The sequence below is a fragment of the Sorangium sp. So ce128 genome, from assembly GCF_051525245.1.
GTDB lineage: Bacteria > Myxococcota_A > Polyangia > Polyangiales > Polyangiaceae > Sorangium > Sorangium cellulosum_B.
On the sequence record NZ_CP150313.1, the window covers coordinates 7,653,984 to 7,674,116 of the forward strand.

General features: G+C 72.4%; 18 protein-coding genes. 6 read left to right on the plus strand and 12 right to left on the minus strand.

The genetic code is table 11. From position 1 onward, the window contains the following. Window positions 1-328: 328 nt before the first annotated feature. Window positions 329-1,012: an HAD family hydrolase gene (locus WME82_RS28965; protein WP_438037939.1), complete on the plus strand. Its 684-nt coding sequence runs from the start codon at window positions 329-331 to the stop codon at window positions 1,010-1,012. Window positions 1,013-1,267: 255 nt separating this feature from the next. Here WME82_RS28965 and WME82_RS28970 read toward each other — a convergent pair whose 3' ends face one another. From WME82_RS28970 to WME82_RS28980, 3 genes are all read right to left on the minus strand, one after another. Beyond that, window positions 1,268-2,881 (minus strand): GMC family oxidoreductase, encoded by a 1,614-nt coding sequence (locus WME82_RS28970; protein WP_438037940.1) that lies wholly within the window; start codon window positions 2,879-2,881, stop codon window positions 1,268-1,270. Window positions 2,882-2,921: 40 nt separating this feature from the next. Further along, window positions 2,922-3,407 (minus strand): sugar dehydrogenase complex small subunit, encoded by a 486-nt coding sequence (locus WME82_RS28975; RefSeq protein ID WP_438037941.1) that lies wholly within the window; start codon window positions 3,405-3,407, stop codon window positions 2,922-2,924. Window positions 3,408-3,620: 213 nt separating this feature from the next. Then, window positions 3,621-5,012, minus strand: coding sequence for a cytochrome P450 (locus tag WME82_RS28980; RefSeq protein WP_438037942.1), 1,392 nt, complete (start codon window positions 5,010-5,012; stop codon window positions 3,621-3,623). Window positions 5,013-5,133: 121 nt separating this feature from the next. Here WME82_RS28980 and WME82_RS28985 point away from each other — a divergent pair, with 121 nt between their 5' ends. The 3 genes from WME82_RS28985 to WME82_RS28995 all read left to right on the plus strand — a co-directional run bounded on the left by WME82_RS28985 (window position 5,134) and on the right by WME82_RS28995 (window position 9,004). Beyond that, entirely contained in the window at window positions 5,134-6,993 is a 1,860-nt protein-coding gene (locus WME82_RS28985; protein WP_438037943.1) for a MutS-related protein, read from the plus strand. Window position 6,994: 1 nt separating this feature from the next. Beyond that, a complete protein-coding gene (locus tag WME82_RS28990; RefSeq protein WP_438037944.1) occupies window positions 6,995-7,978 on the plus strand; it encodes a hypothetical protein in 984 nt (327 codons plus the stop codon). A 258-nt stretch (window positions 7,979-8,236) separates the two neighbouring features. Then, complete coding sequence (locus WME82_RS28995) at window positions 8,237-9,004, plus strand: hypothetical protein (protein ID WP_438037945.1); 768 nt, start codon at window positions 8,237-8,239, stop codon at window positions 9,002-9,004. A 242-nt stretch (window positions 9,005-9,246) separates the two neighbouring features. Here WME82_RS28995 and holA read toward each other — a convergent pair whose 3' ends face one another. Continuing rightward, on the minus strand, window positions 9,247-10,323 hold the full coding sequence (gene holA, locus WME82_RS29000) for a DNA polymerase III subunit delta (protein ID WP_437739754.1): 1,077 nt from the start codon (window positions 10,321-10,323) through the stop codon (window positions 9,247-9,249). An 89-nt stretch (window positions 10,324-10,412) separates the two neighbouring features. Continuing rightward, window positions 10,413-10,949: a hypothetical protein gene (locus WME82_RS29005; protein ID WP_438037946.1), complete on the minus strand. Its 537-nt coding sequence runs from the start codon at window positions 10,947-10,949 to the stop codon at window positions 10,413-10,415. 52 nt (window positions 10,950-11,001) lie between these two features. On the opposite strand from WME82_RS29005, the gene WME82_RS29010 reads away from it, so the two are divergent. Beyond that, a complete protein-coding gene (locus tag WME82_RS29010) occupies window positions 11,002-12,258 on the plus strand; it encodes an SLC13 family permease (protein WP_438037947.1) in 1,257 nt (418 codons plus the stop codon). Between the two features lie 58 nt (window positions 12,259-12,316). Here WME82_RS29010 and WME82_RS29015 read toward each other — a convergent pair whose 3' ends face one another. Continuing rightward, a complete protein-coding gene (locus tag WME82_RS29015) occupies window positions 12,317-12,514 on the minus strand; it encodes a hypothetical protein (protein ID WP_438037948.1) in 198 nt (65 codons plus the stop codon). A 290-nt stretch (window positions 12,515-12,804) separates the two neighbouring features. Between WME82_RS29015 and WME82_RS29020 the strand changes: the two genes are divergently transcribed. Beyond that, window positions 12,805-13,566, plus strand: coding sequence for an SDR family oxidoreductase (locus WME82_RS29020; protein WP_438037949.1), 762 nt, complete (start codon window positions 12,805-12,807; stop codon window positions 13,564-13,566). Between the two features lie 54 nt (window positions 13,567-13,620). Here the strand turns inward: WME82_RS29020 and WME82_RS29025 are convergent, their stop codons facing one another. The 6 genes from WME82_RS29025 to WME82_RS29050 form a co-directional block, all read right to left on the minus strand. Beyond that, complete coding sequence (locus WME82_RS29025) at window positions 13,621-14,343, minus strand: hypothetical protein (RefSeq protein ID WP_438037950.1); 723 nt, start codon at window positions 14,341-14,343, stop codon at window positions 13,621-13,623. Continuing rightward, window positions 14,330-15,718, minus strand: coding sequence for a B12-binding domain-containing radical SAM protein (locus tag WME82_RS29030; protein ID WP_438037951.1), 1,389 nt, complete (start codon window positions 15,716-15,718; stop codon window positions 14,330-14,332). The genes WME82_RS29025 and WME82_RS29030 overlap by 14 nt, the downstream gene beginning before the upstream one ends. Window positions 15,719-15,767: 49 nt before the next feature. Further along, window positions 15,768-16,610 carry a CPBP family glutamic-type intramembrane protease gene (locus WME82_RS29035; protein ID WP_438037952.1) on the minus strand — a complete coding sequence of 281 codons (843 nt, stop codon included), beginning with the start codon at window positions 16,608-16,610 and terminating at the stop codon, window positions 15,768-15,770. A 53-nt stretch (window positions 16,611-16,663) separates the two neighbouring features. Next, window positions 16,664-17,635: an OmpA family protein gene (locus WME82_RS29040; protein WP_437850289.1), complete on the minus strand. Its 972-nt coding sequence runs from the start codon at window positions 17,633-17,635 to the stop codon at window positions 16,664-16,666. A 17-nt stretch (window positions 17,636-17,652) separates the two neighbouring features. After that, window positions 17,653-18,054, minus strand: coding sequence for a DUF4398 domain-containing protein (locus WME82_RS29045; protein ID WP_437739762.1), 402 nt, complete (start codon window positions 18,052-18,054; stop codon window positions 17,653-17,655). A gap of 102 nt (window positions 18,055-18,156) precedes the next feature. Further along, on the minus strand, window positions 18,157-20,070 hold the full coding sequence (locus WME82_RS29050) for a DEAD/DEAH box helicase (RefSeq protein ID WP_438037953.1): 1,914 nt from the start codon (window positions 20,068-20,070) through the stop codon (window positions 18,157-18,159). Between the last annotated feature and the right edge of the window lie 63 nt (window positions 20,071-20,133).

Below are 20,133 nucleotides of genomic sequence, written 5' to 3' on the forward strand. Positions count from 1 at the left end.
AGCCGACGCGACGCAGAGAGCTGTCGCCTCAACCTGAGCTGTCGCCTCAACCTGGGTGAGCTGACGGGGCGAGCTGACAGCTCCTCAACCTGGGTCTGGATCAGCCGATGGGTCAGCCGACGCTCCGGAAGCTCTCAACCTGGGTGAGCTCGCGCGGGGCGGGCGACGCGGCGAGCCTTCAACCAGCCGCCGGAAGTCCGACGCCGGTCGACCCACGATGACGCCGACGACCCCCGGCCGAGCCGCCAGGCGAGGCCGCGACGAGGCCGTCGCGCCCGCCGCCCTTCCGCGCTCGCCCTGGGGCGGCGCCGGTCTATACCATGGGGACATGCGCCCCACCGTGCTCCTCTGGGACATCGACGGCACCCTGCTCTCCACCGGCGGCGCAGGCCGGCGCGCCATGGAGCACGCGTTCGCCCGGTACGCCGACCGGCGCGACGCGTGCGAGGCGTTCTCGTTCGCCGGCATGACCGACCGGGCCATCATCCGGACAGGGCTCGAGACGGTCGGGCGCGAGGCCACGGATGACGCCATCGACGCGCTCCTCGCGATCTACGTCGAGATCCTCGCGCAGGAGATGTCGCTCGCCGGCGACACCCGGGTCCACGTCGGCGTCATCGAGGCGCTCGACGCCGCCGCCCGGCGCGCGAAGTGCGCCATCGGCCTCGGCACGGGGAACGTCCGCGCCGGGGCGCAGGCGAAGCTCACCCGGGTCGGCATCTACGAGCGGTTCGCGTTCGGCGGCTTCGGCTGCGATCACGAGCGCCGCGACGAGCTCCTGCGCATCGGCGCCGCGCGCGGGGCGGCGATGCTCGAGGCGCCGCTCGACGCGTGCCGCGTCGTCGTCATCGGCGACACCCCGAAGGACATCGCGGCGGCCCGCGCGATCGGCGCCGAGTCGATCGCCGTGGCCACCGGCACCTACGCCCTCGCAGAGCTCGCCGCATGCGCCCCGACCCACAGCTTCACCGACCTCCGGGCGAGGGGCGCGCTCGAGGCGCTGCTCGGTTGAGATCCGAGATCTCTCGACGAGCGGCCGGCTGACCGCTGCGGCGCCGATACGACAGAGTGCCTCTGCGACATGAAGCGCGCATAACCGGCCGTTTGATCCCAGACCACAAGTCCGCGAAAGTTCCAAGATGACCTGCCCTCCGGGATACCGAACGGCCGAGCACGTCGAGGGTGAGGGAGTGGCGCATCGGGGCGGATACAACGCTGTACGACATGTTGCATTCAGCACCGGCAATGTTCCTCGCGACGCCCGGGGTCAGCGCCCGAGCGCGGTCGCGATGGAATGCGCGGCGCGCAGCGCGAGAGCGGCGATGGTGAGCGTGGGGTTCACGGCGCCGCCGGTGGGGAAGACGCCGCTGCCAAGCAGGTAGAGGTTGTCGTGGTCGTGCGCGCGCAGGTTCGGGTCGACCACCGAGGTGTTCGGGTCGGCGCCCATCCGGTAGGTGCCCATGACGTGCCCGGCGCCCTCGTGCTCGATCCGGTGCTCGCGGAGCGTGGCCCCGAGCGCGTCGAAGATCCGGTCGTGGATCGCGCGCGCGGCCGTCATGCCGTCGCGGGTATAGGGGTCGATCCGGTAATGAAGGCGCGGCCGCGGCAACCCGAGCGCGTCGCGCTGATCGAAGGCAGGCGTGACGCGGTTGTCGGGATCGGGGAGCTGCTCCATCAAGCTGGATACGCAGAGCTGCCGGGTGCAATGCCACGCGAGCTCGGCAGCGAGCTGCTGGCCACGTAGACCCTTGCGCACGAGATCGGCCGCGGCGACCTCGGGCCCGCCGATCGGCCACTGCCACCCGCTGTTGCCGAGCTCCACCCGGAACGCGGCGCGCACCCCCCGAGAGGCGCTGTTCCGCGTGGCGTCGATTCCCCCCGTCGAGAGCGGTCCGCGGGGCTGACCGAGCGCTTCCCCGGCGAGCGCCCAGCTCAGCTGGATGGGGTGATCCATGAGGTTGCGCCCGACCTGGCCGCTCCTGTTCGCGACCCCGTCCGGCAGCGCGTCGGTCCGGGACATCAGGAGCAGCTTGGGCGTCTCGATCCCGTGCGCGGCCACGATATAGACCTTGCCCGAGGCCTCGTGATCGGTGCCGTCCGGGCGCTTGAACAGGACACGCGACACGCGCCCGTCAGGGCCGATGCCGACGGCCGTCGCGATGGCCTCTTCCACGATCCGCACGCCGGCCAGCTCGGCCTTCTTCACGTGCACCGAGGCGTCATAGCGAGCCGCGATCGGGCAGATGGGGATGCAGGATTTGCTGCCACAGCACGCGGGCCGGCCGTCGTACGCGGCGCTATTGCGCGCCTGTGCCGTCGCGGTCACCGGATAGCCGAGGGCCGAGATCCTGTCGGCGATGCGCAGATCCGAGTAGCTGTGGGGGATGGGCGCCATGGGGTAAGGCGTGCTGCGCGGCGAGCCGAGGCTGTCATCGCCGGCCACGCCCATCTCGATCTCGCCCTCGACGTACCAGGGTTCGAGCACGTCGTACCCGATGGGCCAGTCGACGCCGACTCCATAAAGGGTCTTCATCCGGAGATCGTCGGGGAGGAAGCGGAGCGCGGTCCCGAGCCAGTGCCAGGTCGTCCCGCCGACGACGCGGAGGTACGTGCTCTTGAAGAGGTCCGGGCCCTCCTGCACGTAGTACCCGCGGGGAGCGCTCTCGCTGGGCGCAGGCGCGGCCATGGAGCGAGGAAAGGGGGCGTCCAGCGTCTTGACCACGGCGCTCCGGTAGGCGCTGACGGCCTTGTCGCGGTCGACCCGCGGCCCCGACTCCAGCACGAGCACCCTGGCGCCCGCCTTCGCGAGCCGGTAGCCGGCCAGCGTCCCCGCGATGCCCGCGCCCACGATGACCACATCCGCTTGCAGCCTGTCCCCCATACCGAGCTCCGTCCGGGCGGCGGCAGCGCGCCCCGCCGCCTCACCCCGCGGGCGGCTCTCCCCAGGACCCCATCGCCCCGCCGCAGGTGCCCGGTGCGCTGGTGTAAGGGAGCGATCTCCACGCGAGCGAGCCCTCGTAGGTCGCCAGCGCGCGCCCGTCGGCCGCGTCGTACTGGCCCGTGTACCAGAACAGGAGGATCTCGTCCGCGAGCGCCCGCAGGCGCGCGTCGGCGAAGACGCCTCGCGCGGTCAGGTCATCGAGGGGGCACGCCGGAGCGTCGCCGACGAGCCCCGCCCTGGTATAGAGGTCCACGAGCGCCGCGGCCTGCTCCGGACGTGCGAGCAGGCAGTCGAGGTAGATCTGCGCGTGGTCCCGGGCGAGGTCGCCGACCCCGGTGAGCACCGTGGACAAGGCGAGGAACCGGTCGAGCGGCGTGGCGGCCCGGCCGCGGACCACGTGCCTTGCAAGGCCGGCGGCCGCGGCGAGGAGCGCGCAGATGAAGAGGGCGAAACGGCGCCGGCCCATGCGGAGTCTGCCTCTCTGGGGGATCCGCCCCGGATTGAGCAGCTGGCTGCTGCTGTTGCCACGACGAGGCTCGTGGCGCAGGCCATGGTGAGATGAGGGACGGGGTGCCCGGCGTCAATCACGATCTCCCCTGACCCACGAGGTTCGCTCTCATCCATCCTCTGCTTGACCGTCTCTCCTCGACCGCTCCCCGTCCGTCGTGGTCGCTCGGCTTCAATGCCCGCCCGCGGCGCTCCGCGCCTCGAATCGCGCCGGCACCCGGCCGGACGGCCCGAGCGCCGTCGTGCCGCGCGGTCGCGCTTCCTTTGGCCGCAGCGCGACGAGCCTCCCCCGCTGCGCGAGCCGCGCCAGCACGATCGCCATCTCCGTCAGCCCGAAGTGGTTGCCAATGCATACGTGCGGCCCGCCCCCGAACGGCATGTATGCCCAGTTCTTGCCGGCGCCCGTCGTCGCCGGGTCGCCCGCGAAGCGTTCCGGATCGAAGCGGCGCGGCTCGGGCCAGAACGACGGGTGGCGGTGCATCGCGAAGGGGGAGATCAGGACCGACGTGCCGCGCGGGATGGCATGACCGCGGATCTCGTCGTCCTCGACCGCCTCGCGGACGATCATCCAGGCCGGCGGGTAGAGCCGCAGCGTCTCGCGCAGGACCATGGCCGTCCGCGTCAGCCTGGGTACGTCCTCCGCCTCGGGCGCGCGACCTCCGAGCACGCTGTCCACCTCGCCTCGCACCCGCTCCCATTCGTGCGGGTGCAAGGTGAACAGGACCGTCGCCCACGTCAGCGCGTTCGCCGTGGTCTCGTGCCCGGCGAAGAAGATGTGCAGCACCTCGTCGCGAAGCTCCTTCCGCGACATGCGCTCGCCGGTCTCCTCGTCGCGCGCGTCGAGGAGCGCGTCGAGCAGGTCCCCCGGCCGCTCTCCGCCCTGCTCGCGCCGGTCGATGATGCCGTACACCACCCGGTCGAACGCCGCGGTCGCCTCCCGGATGCGCACGTTGAAGGGCAGCGGCCAGGACAGCGGCACCCTGAAGGGGAGCAGCATCCGGATCTTGATGTAGCGGTCGATCTCCGCGAGCGCGCCGTCTAGCGTGGCGATGTCCGACGGGAGCTGCTGCGAGAACATCGTCTCCACGATGACGTCGCGCGTGATGCCGAGCATGAGATCGTGGGCGTGGAGCTCCTGGCCATCGGTGAGGCGCGCGAGGTGGCGCTCGGCCACCGCGTTCATCGCCGCCGTCATCCTGGCGATCCGCGCGCGAGAGAAGCTCGGCTGCATGATGCGCCGCTGCCGTAGCCAGAACGGCGGATCGCTGATCGCCAGACCGTTGCCGAAGACGGGCTGTACGGTCTCCCTCGACTTGTCGCCGCGCAAGTACTTCCTGGCCGCATCGTGGAGCACGTAGCGAGCGTCGTCCGGGTGGGTGAGCATCACCATGCCCGCGGCCCCGAACGGGATCCGGGCGATCGGCCCCTTCTCGATGGCGACGCGCTCCAGGAAGCCCGCGGCGTCGATCGCCATCCACGGCAGGCTGCCGAGCAGCGGGATCGAGGGAGCAACAGGGATCTCGGAAACAGGGCGAGCGGGCGGTGAGGGGGCTGCGGTCGACATGGGCGGCTCGTCCGAGGGTACATCAGCGCGGTCGCGAAGGCGGTCCCACGGCGGCACCGGGGGAGGCGCGCGTTTTCGCGGGAGACGGGGAACTTTTCCCGCGGGCGCGGGTCGTCTGCTCATGCACCCGATCCGCGCGCAGGTCCCCACCGAGAGCATTGCCCGCCCGCCCGAGCCCGGTAGGCCCTACGCGCCCGAGGTGCCCCACGCGCCCGCCCTCCCGTCCACGGACAAGATCCCCAGCCTGCTCTTCGTGGACCCGCCCGCGCGGACGGATCTCGACGAGCTGCGACAGTCCCTCTCGTTCGCGTTCACAAGCGGCGTCTCCGGCGGGCTCTTCAGCCAGGCGCTCGATCGGGCGCCCATCGGGCCCTCCACGTGGGATCCGAAGAGCTTCGCGCCGGACCTGTTCCTGGAGGAGCTCGTGGCCCGGTGCTTCCGCGTCCGCGTCGGGGGGCACGAGGCCGTCGTCAACCGAGGGTTCATCCTCCGCGTCCTCTCCCGGCCCCCGAGCGACACGCGCGTGACCGAGCTCCGGAGGGGGATCCTCCACGAGCTCTCGGGCTCACCCACGTTTCGCACGCAGCTCGAGAGGCTCTACACGGCCTCGTGCCGGATGCGAGGCGCGCTCGAGGGCGCGGTGGCAGGGAAGAAGTTCGATCCGACGCGGCGGCAGCTCGACGTGCTCGCGATCGTCAAAGAGGTCTTCGACCTGATGAGCGGGTCGTTCGAGGGCGCGCGATCGGGCCTCTCCCGGCTGCGCGACTTCGGCCAGGCGGTGCAGGCGACCGAGGGATATCGATCGATGGCGGATCTCCTCGATTACGACGAGCACCTCGCGACGCTCCGCCTGGACATCCGCGTCGGCGCCGACGGCCGCATCCGAGGCTTCGACGTCGTGACCGTCCGGGAGCGGCAGGAGAACCCGTTCGTGCTGTCGCCGGTGCGGCGCTGGCTCGCGAAGCTCGAGATGTTCTTCCGCGGGTACAGCTTCGGCGACGGAGAGGTCATGGCGAGGCTCGTCGACGCGGTGTTCGAGGGCGTCGAGGATCAGGTCGTCAAGCTGGTCCCGCTCGTCGGAGAGATGGAGGTCTACCTGGGAGCGCTCGGCTTCCGGGATCTCGCCGAAGCGGCGGGGCTCGAGGTCTGCCTGCCGGAGCTCCGGTCCGCCGCGGAGGGCGAGCGCGCGCTCCTCGGCCTCTTCAATCCGCTCCTCGTCGCCGGCGGAGGGAAGGCGGTGCCGTGCGACGTCGTGACCGATCGGGCCGACACGACGCTCCTTGTCACGGGGCCGAACTCGGGCGGAAAGACGCGCCTTCTCCAGTCGGTGGCGCTGACGCAGCTCCTCGCGCAGGCGGGCATGTTCGTGCCGGCGCGCAGGGCGAGCGTCGCCCGCGTCCCGGGGCTCGTGGTGTCGCTCATCCAGGAGACGAAGTTCGATCAGAGCGAGGGGCGGCTCGGCATGGAGCTCCTCCGGATCCGGGCGCTCTTCGAGGAGCTCGGCCCGGGAGCGATGGTGATCCTCGACGAGCTCTGCTCGGGGACGAACCCGTCCGAGGGGGAGGAAATCTTCGAGCTCGTCGTCACGCTGCTCGAGAAGCTCCGCCCGCAGGCGTTCATCACCACGCATTTCCTGACGTTCGCGGCGCGGCTCGAGCGGGAGAAGGCGATAAGGAACCTCCGGTTCGTCCAGGTGGAGCTCGACGCGGCGCAGAAGCCCACGTACCAGTTCGTCGACGGCGTGGCCGCGACCTCGCTCGCGGCCCAGGCCGCGGCCCGGCTCGGCGTGACCCGCGGCGAACTCGAGGGCCTCATCGATCGCAACATCGATCGCAACCAGCCCGCCTCCCGAGCGCTGTCCGTCGTGGGTCGGGACTCCGCGTTCGCGGGTCCCTCCGTCGTGGGTCGGGACTCCGCGTTCGCGGGTCCCTCCGTCGTGGGTCGGGACTCCGCGTTCGCGGGTCCCTCCGGGGAAAGCTGACGTGGCGACGTTCCTCACGACGGAGCGGATGAACCCCGCCCTCCGCGCGCGCGTGGAGCGGGCCGCCAGCCACCGGGCGCGCGCGCGCCATCACGCGGCTCGCGCCGGGATCAAGGGGACGTTCGCGAGCGACAAGCGGCTCGGGCGCGCGCGGCTGCTCACGCTGCTGACGGCGGCGGCCGTCGTGCTCCTCGCGATCGCGATGTACGTCCAGGATCGCCGCGCCATCGAGGCCGAGCGGCGCGCCCTGCTGGCCGCGCTCGACGAGCGCCGCGCGGAGTTCCCGGCGGGCCACGAGGGCTTCGTCGAGGCGACGGATCGCTGGATCGGCGAGGCCGCGGGCGACGGGGACCCCTCCGATGTCGTCGACCCTTCGCTCCGCGCTCCAGGGGCCCTCGACGCCCTGCTCCGCCGGCCCGCGGTGTACGTGCGCGCTCCTCGCGCCGAGCTGCGCGACGCTCGCGGGATCGAGGACGCCGCGCGCGGATCCGACAAGGATGCGTTCCTCCTGTGCCTCCTGAAGCCTCCGCCCTCGCCCTCGGAGCGCGATCTGCTGACGAAGGTGCGAGGCGTGTATTTCGGCGGGACCAAGGTCGACGAGGAGACAGCGAACGTTCGCCGGCTCGCCGAGGCGCGGCTCGGCCTCGCGGTGCTCGGCCCCGTGTTCGAGGGCTCGGTGCGCGCGGCCCGCGACGTCGCGGCGGTGAAGAGGCACCGCAAGGAGCTGGATCACTCCCCGATCGAGCTGGCGAGAAAGGCGGCCGGCGCGGAGGTGCTGATCATCGTGGCCGACAGCCCGGCCGAGCTCAAAACGTCCGCGAGCTCGGCGCGCGTCTCGCTCGTGGATCTCGCGGCGAAGAAGGTCCTCCTGCGCGTGGGCCGGCGGGTCGACGAGCAAGGGCTCTCGCCGATGGGCGTGATCCATCGCGAGCAGATCGAGGGCTGCGGCCTCGCCTTCGCTGTGCGGCGCAGCGTCGAGGAGTGAGCGCGTCGATCCCCGGAGCGCGAGGCGGTCACCGAGCTCCGGCCCGCTCACCGCCTGCAACGTTAGCGGTACACGTCGAGGCGACCACGATCTCGGTCGCTCACTGCGGGGTCGTCGGCTCGAGGTCCGCCGCGCTCAGCGCCCCGTGCGGCTTCGGCGAGGAAATGCTCATCCGCTCACGAAACGATCTCCGGGCGCCGCAAGCGGCGCTACGCCGTGGTTCGAGTTGGCACCGGTAGGCTGTACGATGACCCCTCGATGACCCTGGAGGAAGCGCTTCGAAGGTTGGCCCCGTTCGCGGAGCCGCAAGGATTCGACATCGAACGCTTGCGACAGAGCCTCGCTTCCGACCCGTCGAGCGCGCGGGTGACCCAAGTCTTGCGCGAAGCCCTCGAAGCAGGTGAGGTCACGCCGTCCGCTTGGCAGAGCACGACGGGTTCCCCCACCCCCGACGACTTCAGCCCGGCATTCGGTCGACTGTGGGATGAGCTTTGCCGGGTAGACCTTGCCGACTGGGCCCACGGATTCCCCGAATGTTGGAGCCAAGCAGCGCTTCGACTTTGGGCGTACACGAACGGGTGGCTCATCAGCAGCGAGGACGAAGATCTGGCGCTCATGACCGAAGACTTCGTTCCGGGGTTGCTCGAGGTCGCCCGAGAGCCCGCTTGCCCGAAGCGAGAGTACGTCCTCGGGCTCATCCGTTGCTGGGCGCGCAACACCGCCGCCACGGCCGCAGGTCGCGACGCTTTTCCGGAGGTGGTCACGCGGCTCGCCGGGTACGAATCGCTTGCACGACGAGCCAACGATCCCGAACTTGCAGACTACCTTCGGAGGCTTGGCTCTTATGGAGTCCCTGGGCCCGTCGATCGCGAGGGGGCGCACCAGCGCGGACGCGACCTGACTCGGAGCTACGAACCCAAGCCAGAAGAGGTCACGGTAGAGCGCGACGGCGCCTGTTGGCGGGTGGAACTGCCCGAGCGACCGAAGATCCTCCGCATTGCGTTCTCCGACGGTCGCATCTCGTGAGACGCGCTTCGGTGGACATCGTGGACCTGCAGCGCCGGCAGCTCCTCGAGCTCACCCGACCGAGCGCTCGCAGAGGAGCGCGTCGCGATACAACAGGACGGCTTGGTGCGGCTGTCGCTCAAGCGCGCCTTCGCCGACGGGACGCGGGCAGGTTGCTGATGCAAATAGAGGGTCAGCAGAGCGCCGAGCCCCTCGCACGCCGGCCGCGCGCGGCGCCTCCCCCCCCGGGCGCGGCCTCGCGCTCAGCGCGCGCACATCTCCATCAGCATCGCCTCCAGCACCGCCTGCGCCGGGCGGCGGCTGCTCTTCAGTGCGAGATCCGTCTCCGCGAGCACGCGCATCCAGCCGGCGAGCGCGCCCTTCGGGAGCTGGCGGACCGACTGCGCCACGTCGTTCGCCTTGAAGGGGGCCACGCCCGCCCGCTGGGCGGCCTCGGCCTGGCTCGCGCCCCCGGCGAGCGCCGACTCGAACTTCACCATCTGCCGCACCGACCACGAGACCGCCCCGAGCAGCCGCAGCCCGCCGTCGCGCGGATCGTAGGCGTCGGCGAGCGCCGCGAGCGCGCGGTCGAGGCGCCGCTTCCCGAGCGCGTCGATCAGCTCCCAGACGGTGCTCTGCCGGATGCGGATGACTATCTGGGCGATCGCGTCCTCGGTGATCGGCTGCTTCGGCCCGACGTACAGCGAGAGCCGCTCGAGCGCGTCGACCACGTAGCCGAGCTCGGGCCCGGCGAGCTCGGCGAGCTGATCGGCCACGTCGGGCGCGATCGGGTTGCCCTTCTCGCGGGCGACGGTCGCGATGAAGCCGGGCAAGGCGCGGCGGTTCAGGGGCTCGCACGCGACAAGGAAATCGCCCTTCTTGGCGGCGGTGACGAGGCGGCGCTGGCCGTGGAGCTTCGTCGCGACGAGCACGAGGACGGCGCTCGGCGACGGCGCCTTGGTGTACTCCGCGAGCGCGTCGAGCGGGCTCAGCTGCTTCGACACGCCCCGTTTGCCGCCCGCGCCGCTCGCGCCGCGGTCGTCGTCCCCCTCGCCGTCGTCGCCCTCGTCCTTCTTCTCCCAGCGATCGACGCCGCGGACGAGCACGAAGCGGCGCGGGCCCATCATCGGAAGCATGCGGGCGGCGCCGAGGATCGACTCGATAGGCGCGTCGCCCGCGGTGAACTTGTCCTCGTTGAAGCCGGCGATGCCCCCCTTGGCCGCCGCTTCCCGGATCGCGCTCACCACGCGATCGACGAGCCAGCGCTCCTCCCCCAGCACGAGGTAGACGGGGCGGAGGGCGCCGGTGGCCGCTTCCTTCAAGGCTTGGTCGGGCGTCACCGCTCCGGCATCGGGCGTTCAGGCGGGTGCGTCAAGGGCGCCGCGCTCGCCTCCGGCGCCGGCGGGCCCGAGCCCGGCCCTCCCCTCGATCACGGCAGCGAGAACGGGACATCGACGCGCACGTTCGCCCCTGGCGGCGCGACGGCGACCGCCGGGAGCGCGGCGGCCACGCAGGCCGTGACCTCGGGGCTCGACGCCTCGCGATCCTCGATGATGCCGCGCGCGAGCTGCCGGCCCTGCGCGTCGAACGTGAGGTTGAAGACGTACTTCACCCCGCGCGGCGCCGGCTGCGCCGCGACCGCCGGCTTGTAGCAGCGCTCGATCAGGGCCGGCCGGTGCGCCTCGAGCGCCCGCGCGGCCTGCGTCGCGACCTCGTCGCGCGGCACGCTCGGCGCGGGCCGCGGCGCCGGCGCCTGGAGCGGGCGCAGCGGCGCGCCCGCTCCAGGCGCCCGAGCCGCCGGCCCCGCGGCGGACGCCGCATCGGCAGGCAGCGAGGGCGCTCCCCCGGCGGGGCGCGGGTCCGTGGGGACGCCGGCTGGGCCGTGGCGAAGGCCGAGGTAGACCGCGGCGGCGATCATGGCGCTGCCGAGGAGGATCGCGGTGGGGGTCGAGAGCTGCCTGCCCATGCCTTGGCATTCAGTTTGACAGGATCCCCACCGACCACTCTAGATCCGCGCCGTGTGGTCCGTCCTGCTCGTATTCGCCGTGACGTACATGCTCATCGCGGCGCGGCGCCTGTCGATCCTGCCCATCGGACGCCCGGCCGGCGCGCTCGCGGGCGCGTGCGCCATGGTCTTCTTGAGCGCGATCCACCCGGGCGCCGGCCTGGACCCGCGCGAGGCGTTCTCGGCGATCGAGCCGAACACCATCGGCCTCCTGCTCGGCATGATGCTGCTCGCGGCGTCGCTCGACGCCGCGGGGGTGTTCGAGCGCGCCGCCGCGTGGGTCGCGCAGCGGGACCTGTCGCCGGTCCGCCTGCTCTACCTCGTCACGGTGGGCTCCGGGCTCGCCTCCGCGGTGCTGCTGAACGACTCGGTCTGCGTGATGCTGGCGCCGCTCGTCGACCGGACCGCCCGGCGCGCGGGGCTCGAGCGGGCGCCGTACCTCCTCGCGCTCGCGATGGGCGCCAACGCCGGCAGCGCGCTCACGCTCGCCGGCAACCCGCAGAACATGCTCGTGGGCCACCTCTCCGGCATCTCGTACCGCACGTACCTGCTGGAGGCGGGCCCCGCCGCGCTGATCGGGCTCGCCGTCACGGCCGTGACGCTGCACCTGCTGCTCCGGCGCCGCATCTCGGTGCGGACGCCCGCGCCCGAGCCCGCGCCCGCGCCCGCGCCCGCGCCGGCGGGAGGCGCCCGGCCGAGCGCCCTGGCGCCGCTCGCCTGCATCGCGGTCGTGTCCGTGATGTTCGTGCTCGGCGCGAACCTGGCGTGGACGGCGATCGGCGGCGCGACCGCGGTCATCCTGCTCCACCGGCGCGACGCGAACGCCCTGTTCGAGCGGGTGTCGTGGACCGTGCTCGTCTTCTTCGGGGCCCTCTTCATCGTCGTGGCGGGCCTCCAGAAGACCGGCATGCCCGAGCAGGCGCTGCGCGCGGCCAGCCCCTTCCTCCCCGCCGGTCCGACGATGGGCCTGCTCGGGCTGAGCATCGCGATGCTCGTCGGGTGCCAGATCGTCTCGAACGTCCCCTTCATCCTCCTGGCGGACTCGTACATCCGCAGCCAGCCCGATCCGCACCTCGCGTGGATCACGACGGCGCTGGTGTCCACGCTCGCGGGCAACCTCACGCTGCTGGGCTCGGTGGCCAACATCATCGTGGTGGAGACGGTGGGCGCCGAGCGCGAGATCGGCTTCCGCGCTTACGCCAGGGTGGGTGTCCCGGTGACGCTCGCCTCGACCGCCGCGGCGCTGGCCTGGCTCCTCCTCGTACGGTGAGCCGCGCCGCCGCGGCGCGACCTCGCCACGCCGCCACGCAGAGCAGGCGCCGCGCCGATCACAGCGGCGCCTGCTCGCGCAGGCGCAGGCGGCGATACCGCACCCCAGCGCGCGCGAAAGGGCGCCGCCCCGGGGGCCTGCGCCGCACGTCGAGCCACGCGTGGATCGCCGTGATCCCGACGGCCGCACAGAACACAGGCCCCATGGCGAGCATCACCAGGAGCCGGAAGGCTTGCCGGATCGCACGCTTGTTCATGTGGCCCAGCGTACACCATCCTCGGCGGACCCAGCAGTGATTGAATTGAAAAACTTCAACTGTGCTGCTGAAAGACCCCTTATCAGGCTTCAACGCGGAAAAATCTTGTATCGCTGGATCGCGCTCGTTTACAGCTGGGGGTGGCCGACCTCGACCCTCTGTCGGCCTCTGCCGCGCGGCGAGCGGTCCGCGCCCGCGCGGCAGGGACGCCCCTGGAGGCGCGCCTGTGCGGCCGATCTCCTTCGCAGCGGCGAGCGAACCGCGGCCACCCATCTCCTGGAGAAGCCTGAATGGCGCACCAACTATCCAAACGAGTCGCCCTGGTCACCGGCGCTTCCCGCGGCCTCGGGGCGGCCATCGCCCGCAAGCTCGCGGCCTCGGGCGCGCGGGTGGCGGCCAACTACTTCGGCAGCGGCGAGCAGGCGGCGCGCGTGGTCGAGGACATCCGCCAGGGCGGCGGCGAGGCCGAGGCGTTCCGGGCCGACGTGCGCGACGAGCAGGACGTCGCCCGCCTCGTGGGCGAGGTGCAGGCCCGCCTCGGCCCCGTCGAGGTGCTCGTGATCAACGCGACGGGCCCGCAGCCGTTCGTCAAGCTGGAGGACCTGACCTGGAAGCACTGCCTCGACCAGCTCGAGTTCTTCGTGAAGAGCCCGGTCCTCCTCGCGAAGGCGGTGGTCCCGGGGATGAAGGAGCGCCGATCGGGGCGGATCATCAACGTCGGGTCCGAGGTCTTCGAGCAGGGCGTCCCCGAGTTCTCCAGCTACGTCTCGGCGAAGGGCGCGCAGCTCGGCCTCACGCGCTCGTGGGCGATGGAGCTCGGCCCGCACGGGATCACCGTCAACCAGGTGTCCCCCGGCTGGGTCGTCGTCGAGCGCCACATCCAGGAGGGCGCGAGCGCCGAGGCCATCGAGGCCTACCGGGCGAGCAACCCGCTCCGGCGCATGGGCACGCCGGACGACATCGGCGAGGCCGTCGCCTTCCTCGCGTCCGACGCCGCCGAGTTCATCACGGGCCAGAAGCTGTCCGTGAACGGCGGCAGGACCCTGGCCTGACCGCCCCCAGGGAGGGAGAGCAGGACCCGCGCGTCCCCTGTCTCGTGGATCGGGTCAGCGATCCCGGCGGCCCGCTCCGCCGCGCCACCACCGCGCCTTCACGACGAGCACCCCGTAGACGACCAGGAGCGGACCCACCGCGAGGTGCGAGAGCAGCGCGAGCACAAGAAGCACGCCGTTGACGCCGTCGTCCGGGCTCCTGGCGCGATCGCGCAGCCCTCCCATGATCTCGATCACGCCGGTGGCCAGGTTGAAATACGTGAGCCCCGTCACGATCAGCGCGAGGGGCAGGAGCGTCGCGGTGATCACCGCGGGCCAGCGCAACCCCACGCCGCGCGAGAGGTAGTGAACGAGCAGCGCGACGCGCCAGCCAGCGACGACCGAAAGAAACCCGAGGTTGATCTGGATGGCCACGGGCATGGAGGTGAAGCGCTCGACCGGGATCGCATAGAGCGCCGCCGGGGGCGCCGTCATCGTGATGACGGTCAGGAGCTTCGCGTAGGAGAGCCGCTGCTCGTCCGGGCGCCGGAGCGGCGCCACGACGATCCAGAGAAACGCGCTCAGGAGGATGGCATAGACGACCGAGCCAAGGCCCGTCTTGCGCCAGGCGCTGGCGACCGGATCGTCCCAGTACCGCCCGACGCCGACGAGCCAGGTGCAGGCCAGGCCGAGCGCGAGGTGCCGCCCGTCGAGGCGCGCGAGGTCGTCGCGCGAGAGCCGGAAGGTGAGCAGCCGCCCCGCGGCGCGGGCGAACGACGGTCGATCACGATCGCGCATGCCGTCCCCTGCGGGCGCGTGTGGCGCGGCGAAACCGGCTGCGCCGGCGCGCGGTCTCCCCCGGACTGTAGAGCTCGCTCATCAGCCAGCGGAACCCTTGCTCGAGCTCCTCCACGCTCATGCGCGCTGGCCTGAAGGTCACGTCGAACAGCGTGCACGCGTCCCAGAACACGGGGCGGAGCAGCCGCCCCTGCACCTCGAGCGCGCGGTGGAGCGCGGTGCCCGGGAACGGCGTGAGCACCGTGATCTGCACCTCGGCGAGATCGCACTCCCGGGCGAACGCGAGCGTGCGCTCGAAGACGCCGTCATCGTCCTCGTCGAAGCCGAGCACGAAGCAGCCGTTCACCGGGATCCCACGCTCCTGGATGCGGCCGACCGAGTCGACGTAGCGGGCCCGCTCCGCGGCCTTGAACCCCCGCGGCTCCGCGGCCCGGAGCGCGGTCGGATTGACCGACTCGAGGCCGATGAGCAGCTCGGCGCAGTTGGACTCGGCGAGCAGATCGAGGAGCTCTGGATCGTCGGCGACCGAGATGTCCGTCTCGGTGAACCACGCGATCGGGCGCGTTCGCCGCGCGTTGTAGTCGACGAAGAGCCGCGCGAGCTCCCGCGCCCAGGGCTTCTGCACGAACGTGTTGTCGTCCGCGAGCTCGATGAACGGCTGCGGCCACACCTCGATGATGGCGTCGAGCTCGCGGCGGATGAGCGGGATGGGCTTGCGCTTGTAGGGGCTGATGAGCCGCGAGGCGGCGCAGAAAGTGCAGGCGAGCGGGCAGCCGCGCGTGGCCTGGAGCGTGAACCGATTGTACCGAGCGACGTCGAGCAGGTCATAACGCGGCACCCGCGCGCCCTCGATCTGGAACGCGGGCCACGCGCCGCTCCGGGCGCTGTACAGCGGGCGCAGCCGGCCCTCGTCGAGCTCCTGGAGCAGCGCCGGCCAGAGCAGCTCCCCCTCGCCCTGGACGACCGAATCGGCGTGCTGCGCCGCCTCGTCGGGGAGCGCGGAGGCGTGCAGGCCGCCGAGGACCACGGTGACGCCCTCGGCGCGCAGCCGGTCGGCGAGCGCGTAGGCGTCGAGCGCGCGCGCCGCGAGCGACGAGATGGCGACGACATCGTACCGGCCGTCCACGATGCGCGCGACGTCCGCGTCGGCGATGGCGTCGAGCTCGCGGTACTCCACCTCCCAGCCCTCGGGCGTGTGCGCGGCGATCGTGAGCAGCCCCAGGCTCGGCAGCGACGCGATGACCTCGCTGCGCTCGACGAAGCCCGGCAGCGTCAGCCCCAGGCGCGCGAGCTCCTCGTCCTTGACCCGGACGCCGCTCATCGCGAGCAGGAGCGCGCGTCGCGACCTTCGCCCCATCGTCGTCGCAGGAGGCATATCGTGGTCCTTCCCGGCGGGAAATGAATGAGGCAGCGGCCGCGCGTCGTCATAGACGCCCTTGATGCCACAGGGAGAGCAGGTCCATCGACGTCGCGACGACGATGTGGATGGCGCAGCCGCCCCAGATGGAGTCGCTCTTCAGGCTCACCGTGCCGAGGATGAACCCGGCGAGCACCGAGCCGAGCGCCTCGGGCAGCGGCTTGCCGAAATGGATCATCGCGTAAGGCACCATCATGGCGAAGATCGAGGAATAGCCGAGCGCGCGGCGGATCCCGTGGAGGAAGAAGCCGCGGTAGAAGAACTCGAGCGCAACGAACTGCGCGGCATAGAGCGCCTCCCACGCCCAGAGCCAGGGCCACAGGTCCTCGCCCGGCGCGAGCTTGTAATAGGGATACTTCGCCTGGAAGGCCGGCGAGAGCGACGCGCCGAAGAGGAACGGCGCCATGACGGCGAAGAGGAAGCCATAGACGGGCAGGTGCCGCGCCGTCCCGCGGACGCGCAGGCCGAAGCTCCGGATCGGCGCCCGCAGCACGAGCTTCGCGACGACGAGGGTCGGTATCAGATAACCGACGAGGCGGCCGAGCGCCCAGACGATACGCTGGTGAAAGCGGCGATCCGGCGACGTGTTCAGCGCCTCGTGGAGCCTCGCCGCGGCGCCGTCGAGGCCCACGGCGCGCAGGCCGTCGACCATCCAGCGGGTGTCGTTCTCGTTGCCAGCGAACCGGACGAAGATGAGCACCCCGATGACGGTGAGGAACACCCACACCATCCGGCGGGTGACCTCGCCCGCGGGCGTGGTGGCCCGGTGGTGCGCCGCCTCGGCGTCGAGCCGGTCGCGCAGGTCGATGACGTACTCCTGCCAGATCCGGCGGAAAAAGCGTCCGATCACGCGCCGTGCTTATCACCGCCGGCGCCCCCGGCACAACCGTGCGGCAGGCGCTTCTACTGCTGGGTGGTGGGATTGACGATGATCTCGACGCGCCGGTTGTTGGCCCGGCCCTCGGTGCTCGTGTTCTCCGCCACGGGGCGGTCCGGCCCGTGGCCCACGGTCGCGATCTTGTCCCCGGGCAGCCCCGCCGTGATGAGGTGGGCCTTCACGGCGTCGGCGCGCTCCAGCGAGAGCTTGCGGTTTGCCTGGGCGGAGCCGGTCGAGTCGGTGTGCCCCTCGATCCTGATGGGCGGCGACCCCTGGTCCTTCAGCGTGGCCGCGACCTGGCTGAGCTTCTCCTTGGCGATCGGCAGGAGCTCGGACTTGCCCGAGGCGAAGAGCACCGCGCCGGAGAGCGTGATGACCACGCCGCGCTTCTCCTCCTTCACCGCGGCGATCTCCTTGAGGCTCGCGAGCGCCGCGTTCGCGACGCGCTCGGCCTCCCGCCGCGCCGCCTCGGCCTCCTGGCGGGCCTTCTCGGCCGCGGTGCGCGCGCTCTCGGCCTGCAGCCGCGCGCTCTCGGCCTGCTGCTGCGCGGTCTCGGCCTGGGCGCGCGCGTGCCGCTCCCGCTCGATCTGCTGCTGGCCGCTGTGCAGCGCCTCCCTCGCGCTGGCGAGCTGCTGCTGCGAGAGGTCCTTGAAGGCGTCCTCGGCCGCGGCCTTGTCGCGCTGCGCCTGCAGCAGCGCCGCCGCCGCCTCGGCCTCCTGGGCCTTGCGGTCGGCGATGTACGCGAGATCGCGCGTCTGCGGGGCCTCGGCGTCCTCGCCGAACGCCCCCTCGGCGCGGGAGAGCGCCTGCTTCGCCGTGTCGAGCTGGGCGGGCGCGAGGCGCGAGGCGGCGCCTTCCGCCGCGCGCCTGTAGCTCGCGCGGGCGTCGACGAGCTCCTTCGGCGGGACCGCCGCGCCGCACCCCGACGCCGCGTAGAGCGCGGCGCACAGGGCGAGAGACCGGGCAGGCCAGGACGGGTTCTTCACCAGAGATGCCATCACCATCACCTCTCGCTTCACTTGACCCCCGCCTGCTTCATTTTCTCGACCTGCTTCAGCGCCTCCTGCGCCTCGGCCTGCGTGGAGCGCGCCTTCGCGAGCGCCAGCGCGAGCTCGGCGTCGGCCTCGGCGCGCTGGAGGAGGCGCGTGGCAGACTCGTTGTCCTCGGCCTGCATCTGCTGCTTGGCCTTCTCGAGCTGCTCGCGCGCGAGCTTCAGGTGGAGGGTGGCCTGCGGGTCGGACCCGGCGCCCATCTCGTCGGCCGCGCGGATGGCGGCCTGGGACGAGGCGAGCTGGTCGTTCGGCGGAGGCACGGTGCCGCCGCACGCGGCGAGCGCAAGACCGAGCACTGCAGCGAGCACCGCGGCCGGGCTCGCGAGGCGGCGTAGGGGTGGCTTGTTGTTCGGGCTTCGGTTCACCCGGCCGTTGTACAACACCCGAGGTCTCCGAGAAATCAGGAAACCCCTGCCGTTGCGAGCGATCTCGGCCGTCTGCCTCGGTCCGCCGCGCCAGGACAGGCGCTACTCGACGCGCATCGAGCTCGCGCGGACGATGCGGATCCGCGCGTCACGCGCGTCGGGCTGGTTGACCGCGCGCGCGAACTCGGGCGCGGCGGGGGACGCCACCTCGACGACGGACGCGGTGGAGCCGATGCGGATCGCGCCGATCTGCTGGCTCGACACGCCGCCGCGGCGGCACACGAGGGCGAGCAGACGCCGGGGGTCGGCGCCGTGGCGCTCCCCCCAGTTGACCTGGAAGGGCACGAAGGGGAGGCGCGGGGGCTGCTCCCCGTTGCCTTGACGAGCGGCGGGGCGAGCGCGCGGCGGCGCCTCGGACCAGGACGGCGCGGAGGGCCGGGCGCGCGACGGCGCCCCGGACCAGGGCGGCGCGGAGGACCGGGCGCGCGACGGCGCCCCGGACCAGGGCGGCGCCGGCGGCCGGGCGCGCGACGGAGGCGGCTCGGAGCGGGGCGGCGCGACGGCGGTGACGGGCTGCGGAGCGCAGGGGCCGGTGTGCTTCGCCCGCGCGAGGAGGGCCGCGACGAGCTCGGTCGCGTCCATGTCCGCGAGCAGGCGGGCGGCGAGCTGCCTGTGCCGCGCCTCGGGCGCGAGGCCGGACGCCTCGCGCGGGCCGCGCACGTTCGCGTCGACCGCGGCCGCGTCCACCGCGACGGCATCGCCCGCGTCCGCGTCGTCCGCAGCCGCGCCCTCCCGGCGCGCCGCGGCGAGCTCGGCGGCGAGCCGCTCGTCGGCGGCGCGGAGCACGTCGTCCGGCGACGGCGCCGGCCGGAACGTGGCCTCGACGCGCGCGCGCCGGAGCAGCCTCAGCGCGTGCTCTCGCGCGAACGGCGCGACGAGCAGCACGCTCGTCCCCTTGCGGCCCGCCCGGCCGGTGCGGCCGCTCCGGTGCGTGAAGATCTCGGGATCGCCCGGGGGATCGGCGTGGATGACGCGCCCGACCTCGGGGACGTCGATGCCGCGCGCGGCCACGTCGGTCGCGACGAGGGTCGTGACGGCGCCCGAGCGAAACGCGTCGAGCGTACGGGTCCGCTCGCGCTGCTCGAGGTCGCCGCTCAGGGCGCGCGCGGGCAGGCCGAGCGTAGTGAGCTTGTCGGCGAGCTCGGCGGCGCCCTCGCGGGTGCGCACGAAGACGAGCGTCCGCTCGCCGGGCGCGAGGAGCAGCAGGTTCACGACCGCCGCGTCGCGCTCCGCCGGCAGCACGAGGTGGGCGACGTGGGCGATGTCGCCGTTCGCGGCGCCGGGGCGCGTGCCCTCGACGCTCACCGCGTCGCGCTGGAAGCGATCGGCGAGCGCGCGGACCTCGCGGGAGAAGGTGGCCGACACGAGGTGGGTCTGGCGCTCCTCGGGCATCTTGCCGACGATCGCCTCGAGGTCGTCGCGGAAGCCGAGGTCGAGCATCTGGTCCGCCTCGTCGAGCACGAGGGCGAGGACGCCGCGCGGGTCGAGGGTCCCGCGGTCCAGGTGATCGAGCAGGCGGCCGGGCGTCCCGGCGATGACCAGGGGGTCGCGCCGCAACGAGCGCGCCTCGGCGCCGAAGCTCGTGCCGCCGGTGACGCACGCGACGCGCGCGCCGAGGGGCGAGAGAAGCCAGCTGAGCTCGCCGGCGATCTGCGCGGCGAGCTCGCGCGTCGGCGCGATGATCACCGCGGCCGGAGCCGCCGCAGTCCGGGGCGCGCCGTCGGCCGCGGCCGCGGCGGCGCGGTCGGCGAGGGCGCGCTCGAGGCGGGGGGCGAGCGCGAGGCCGATGGCCACGGTCTTTCCGGAGCCGGTCTGCGACGAGACACGAAGGTCCCGCCCGGCGAGCTCAGGGGCGAGGACAGCCTGTTGGACGGAGGTGAGGGAGGTGAAGCCGCGGCGGGCGAGGGCGCCCGCGAGCGGCGCGGGCAAGGCGTCGAGCGATGAGTCTGGATTCATGAAAGCCGCGCAACCTAGCAGAAGCTGGACGGTTGTCGCGGCCAATCGCTCATCCGGCGTGGC

Excerpts from the sequence above, each read along its gene's own strand:
- WME82_RS28975 (WP_438037941.1), bottom strand. The coding sequence starts at position 3,407 with ATGGGCCGGCGCCGTTTCGCCCTCTTCATCTGCGCGCTCCTCGCCGCG.
- WME82_RS28985 (WP_438037943.1), top strand. The coding sequence starts at position 5,134 with ATGCACCCGATCCGCGCGCAGGTCCCCACCGAGAGCATTGCCCGCCCG.
- WME82_RS29050 (WP_438037953.1), bottom strand. The coding sequence starts at position 20,070 with ATGAATCCAGACTCATCGCTCGACGCCTTGCCCGCGCCGCTCGCGGGC.
- WME82_RS29005 (WP_438037946.1), bottom strand. The coding sequence starts at position 10,949 with ATGGGCAGGCAGCTCTCGACCCCCACCGCGATCCTCCTCGGCAGCGCC.
- WME82_RS29025 (WP_438037950.1), bottom strand. The coding sequence starts at position 14,343 with ATGCGCGATCGTGATCGACCGTCGTTCGCCCGCGCCGCGGGGCGGCTG.
- WME82_RS29040 (WP_437850289.1), bottom strand. The coding sequence starts at position 17,635 with ATGGCATCTCTGGTGAAGAACCCGTCCTGGCCTGCCCGGTCTCTCGCC.
- WME82_RS29030 (WP_438037951.1), bottom strand. The coding sequence starts at position 15,718 with ATGCCTCCTGCGACGACGATGGGGCGAAGGTCGCGACGCGCGCTCCTG.
- WME82_RS28965 (WP_438037939.1), top strand. The coding sequence starts at position 329 with ATGCGCCCCACCGTGCTCCTCTGGGACATCGACGGCACCCTGCTCTCC.
- WME82_RS29020 (WP_438037949.1), top strand. The coding sequence starts at position 12,805 with ATGGCGCACCAACTATCCAAACGAGTCGCCCTGGTCACCGGCGCTTCC.
- WME82_RS28980 (WP_438037942.1), bottom strand. The coding sequence starts at position 5,012 with ATGTCGACCGCAGCCCCCTCACCGCCCGCTCGCCCTGTTTCCGAGATC.
- WME82_RS28970 (WP_438037940.1), bottom strand. The coding sequence starts at position 2,881 with ATGGGGGACAGGCTGCAAGCGGATGTGGTCATCGTGGGCGCGGGCATC.
- WME82_RS29015 (WP_438037948.1), bottom strand. The coding sequence starts at position 12,514 with ATGAACAAGCGTGCGATCCGGCAAGCCTTCCGGCTCCTGGTGATGCTC.
- WME82_RS28995 (WP_438037945.1), top strand. The coding sequence starts at position 8,237 with ATGACCCTGGAGGAAGCGCTTCGAAGGTTGGCCCCGTTCGCGGAGCCG.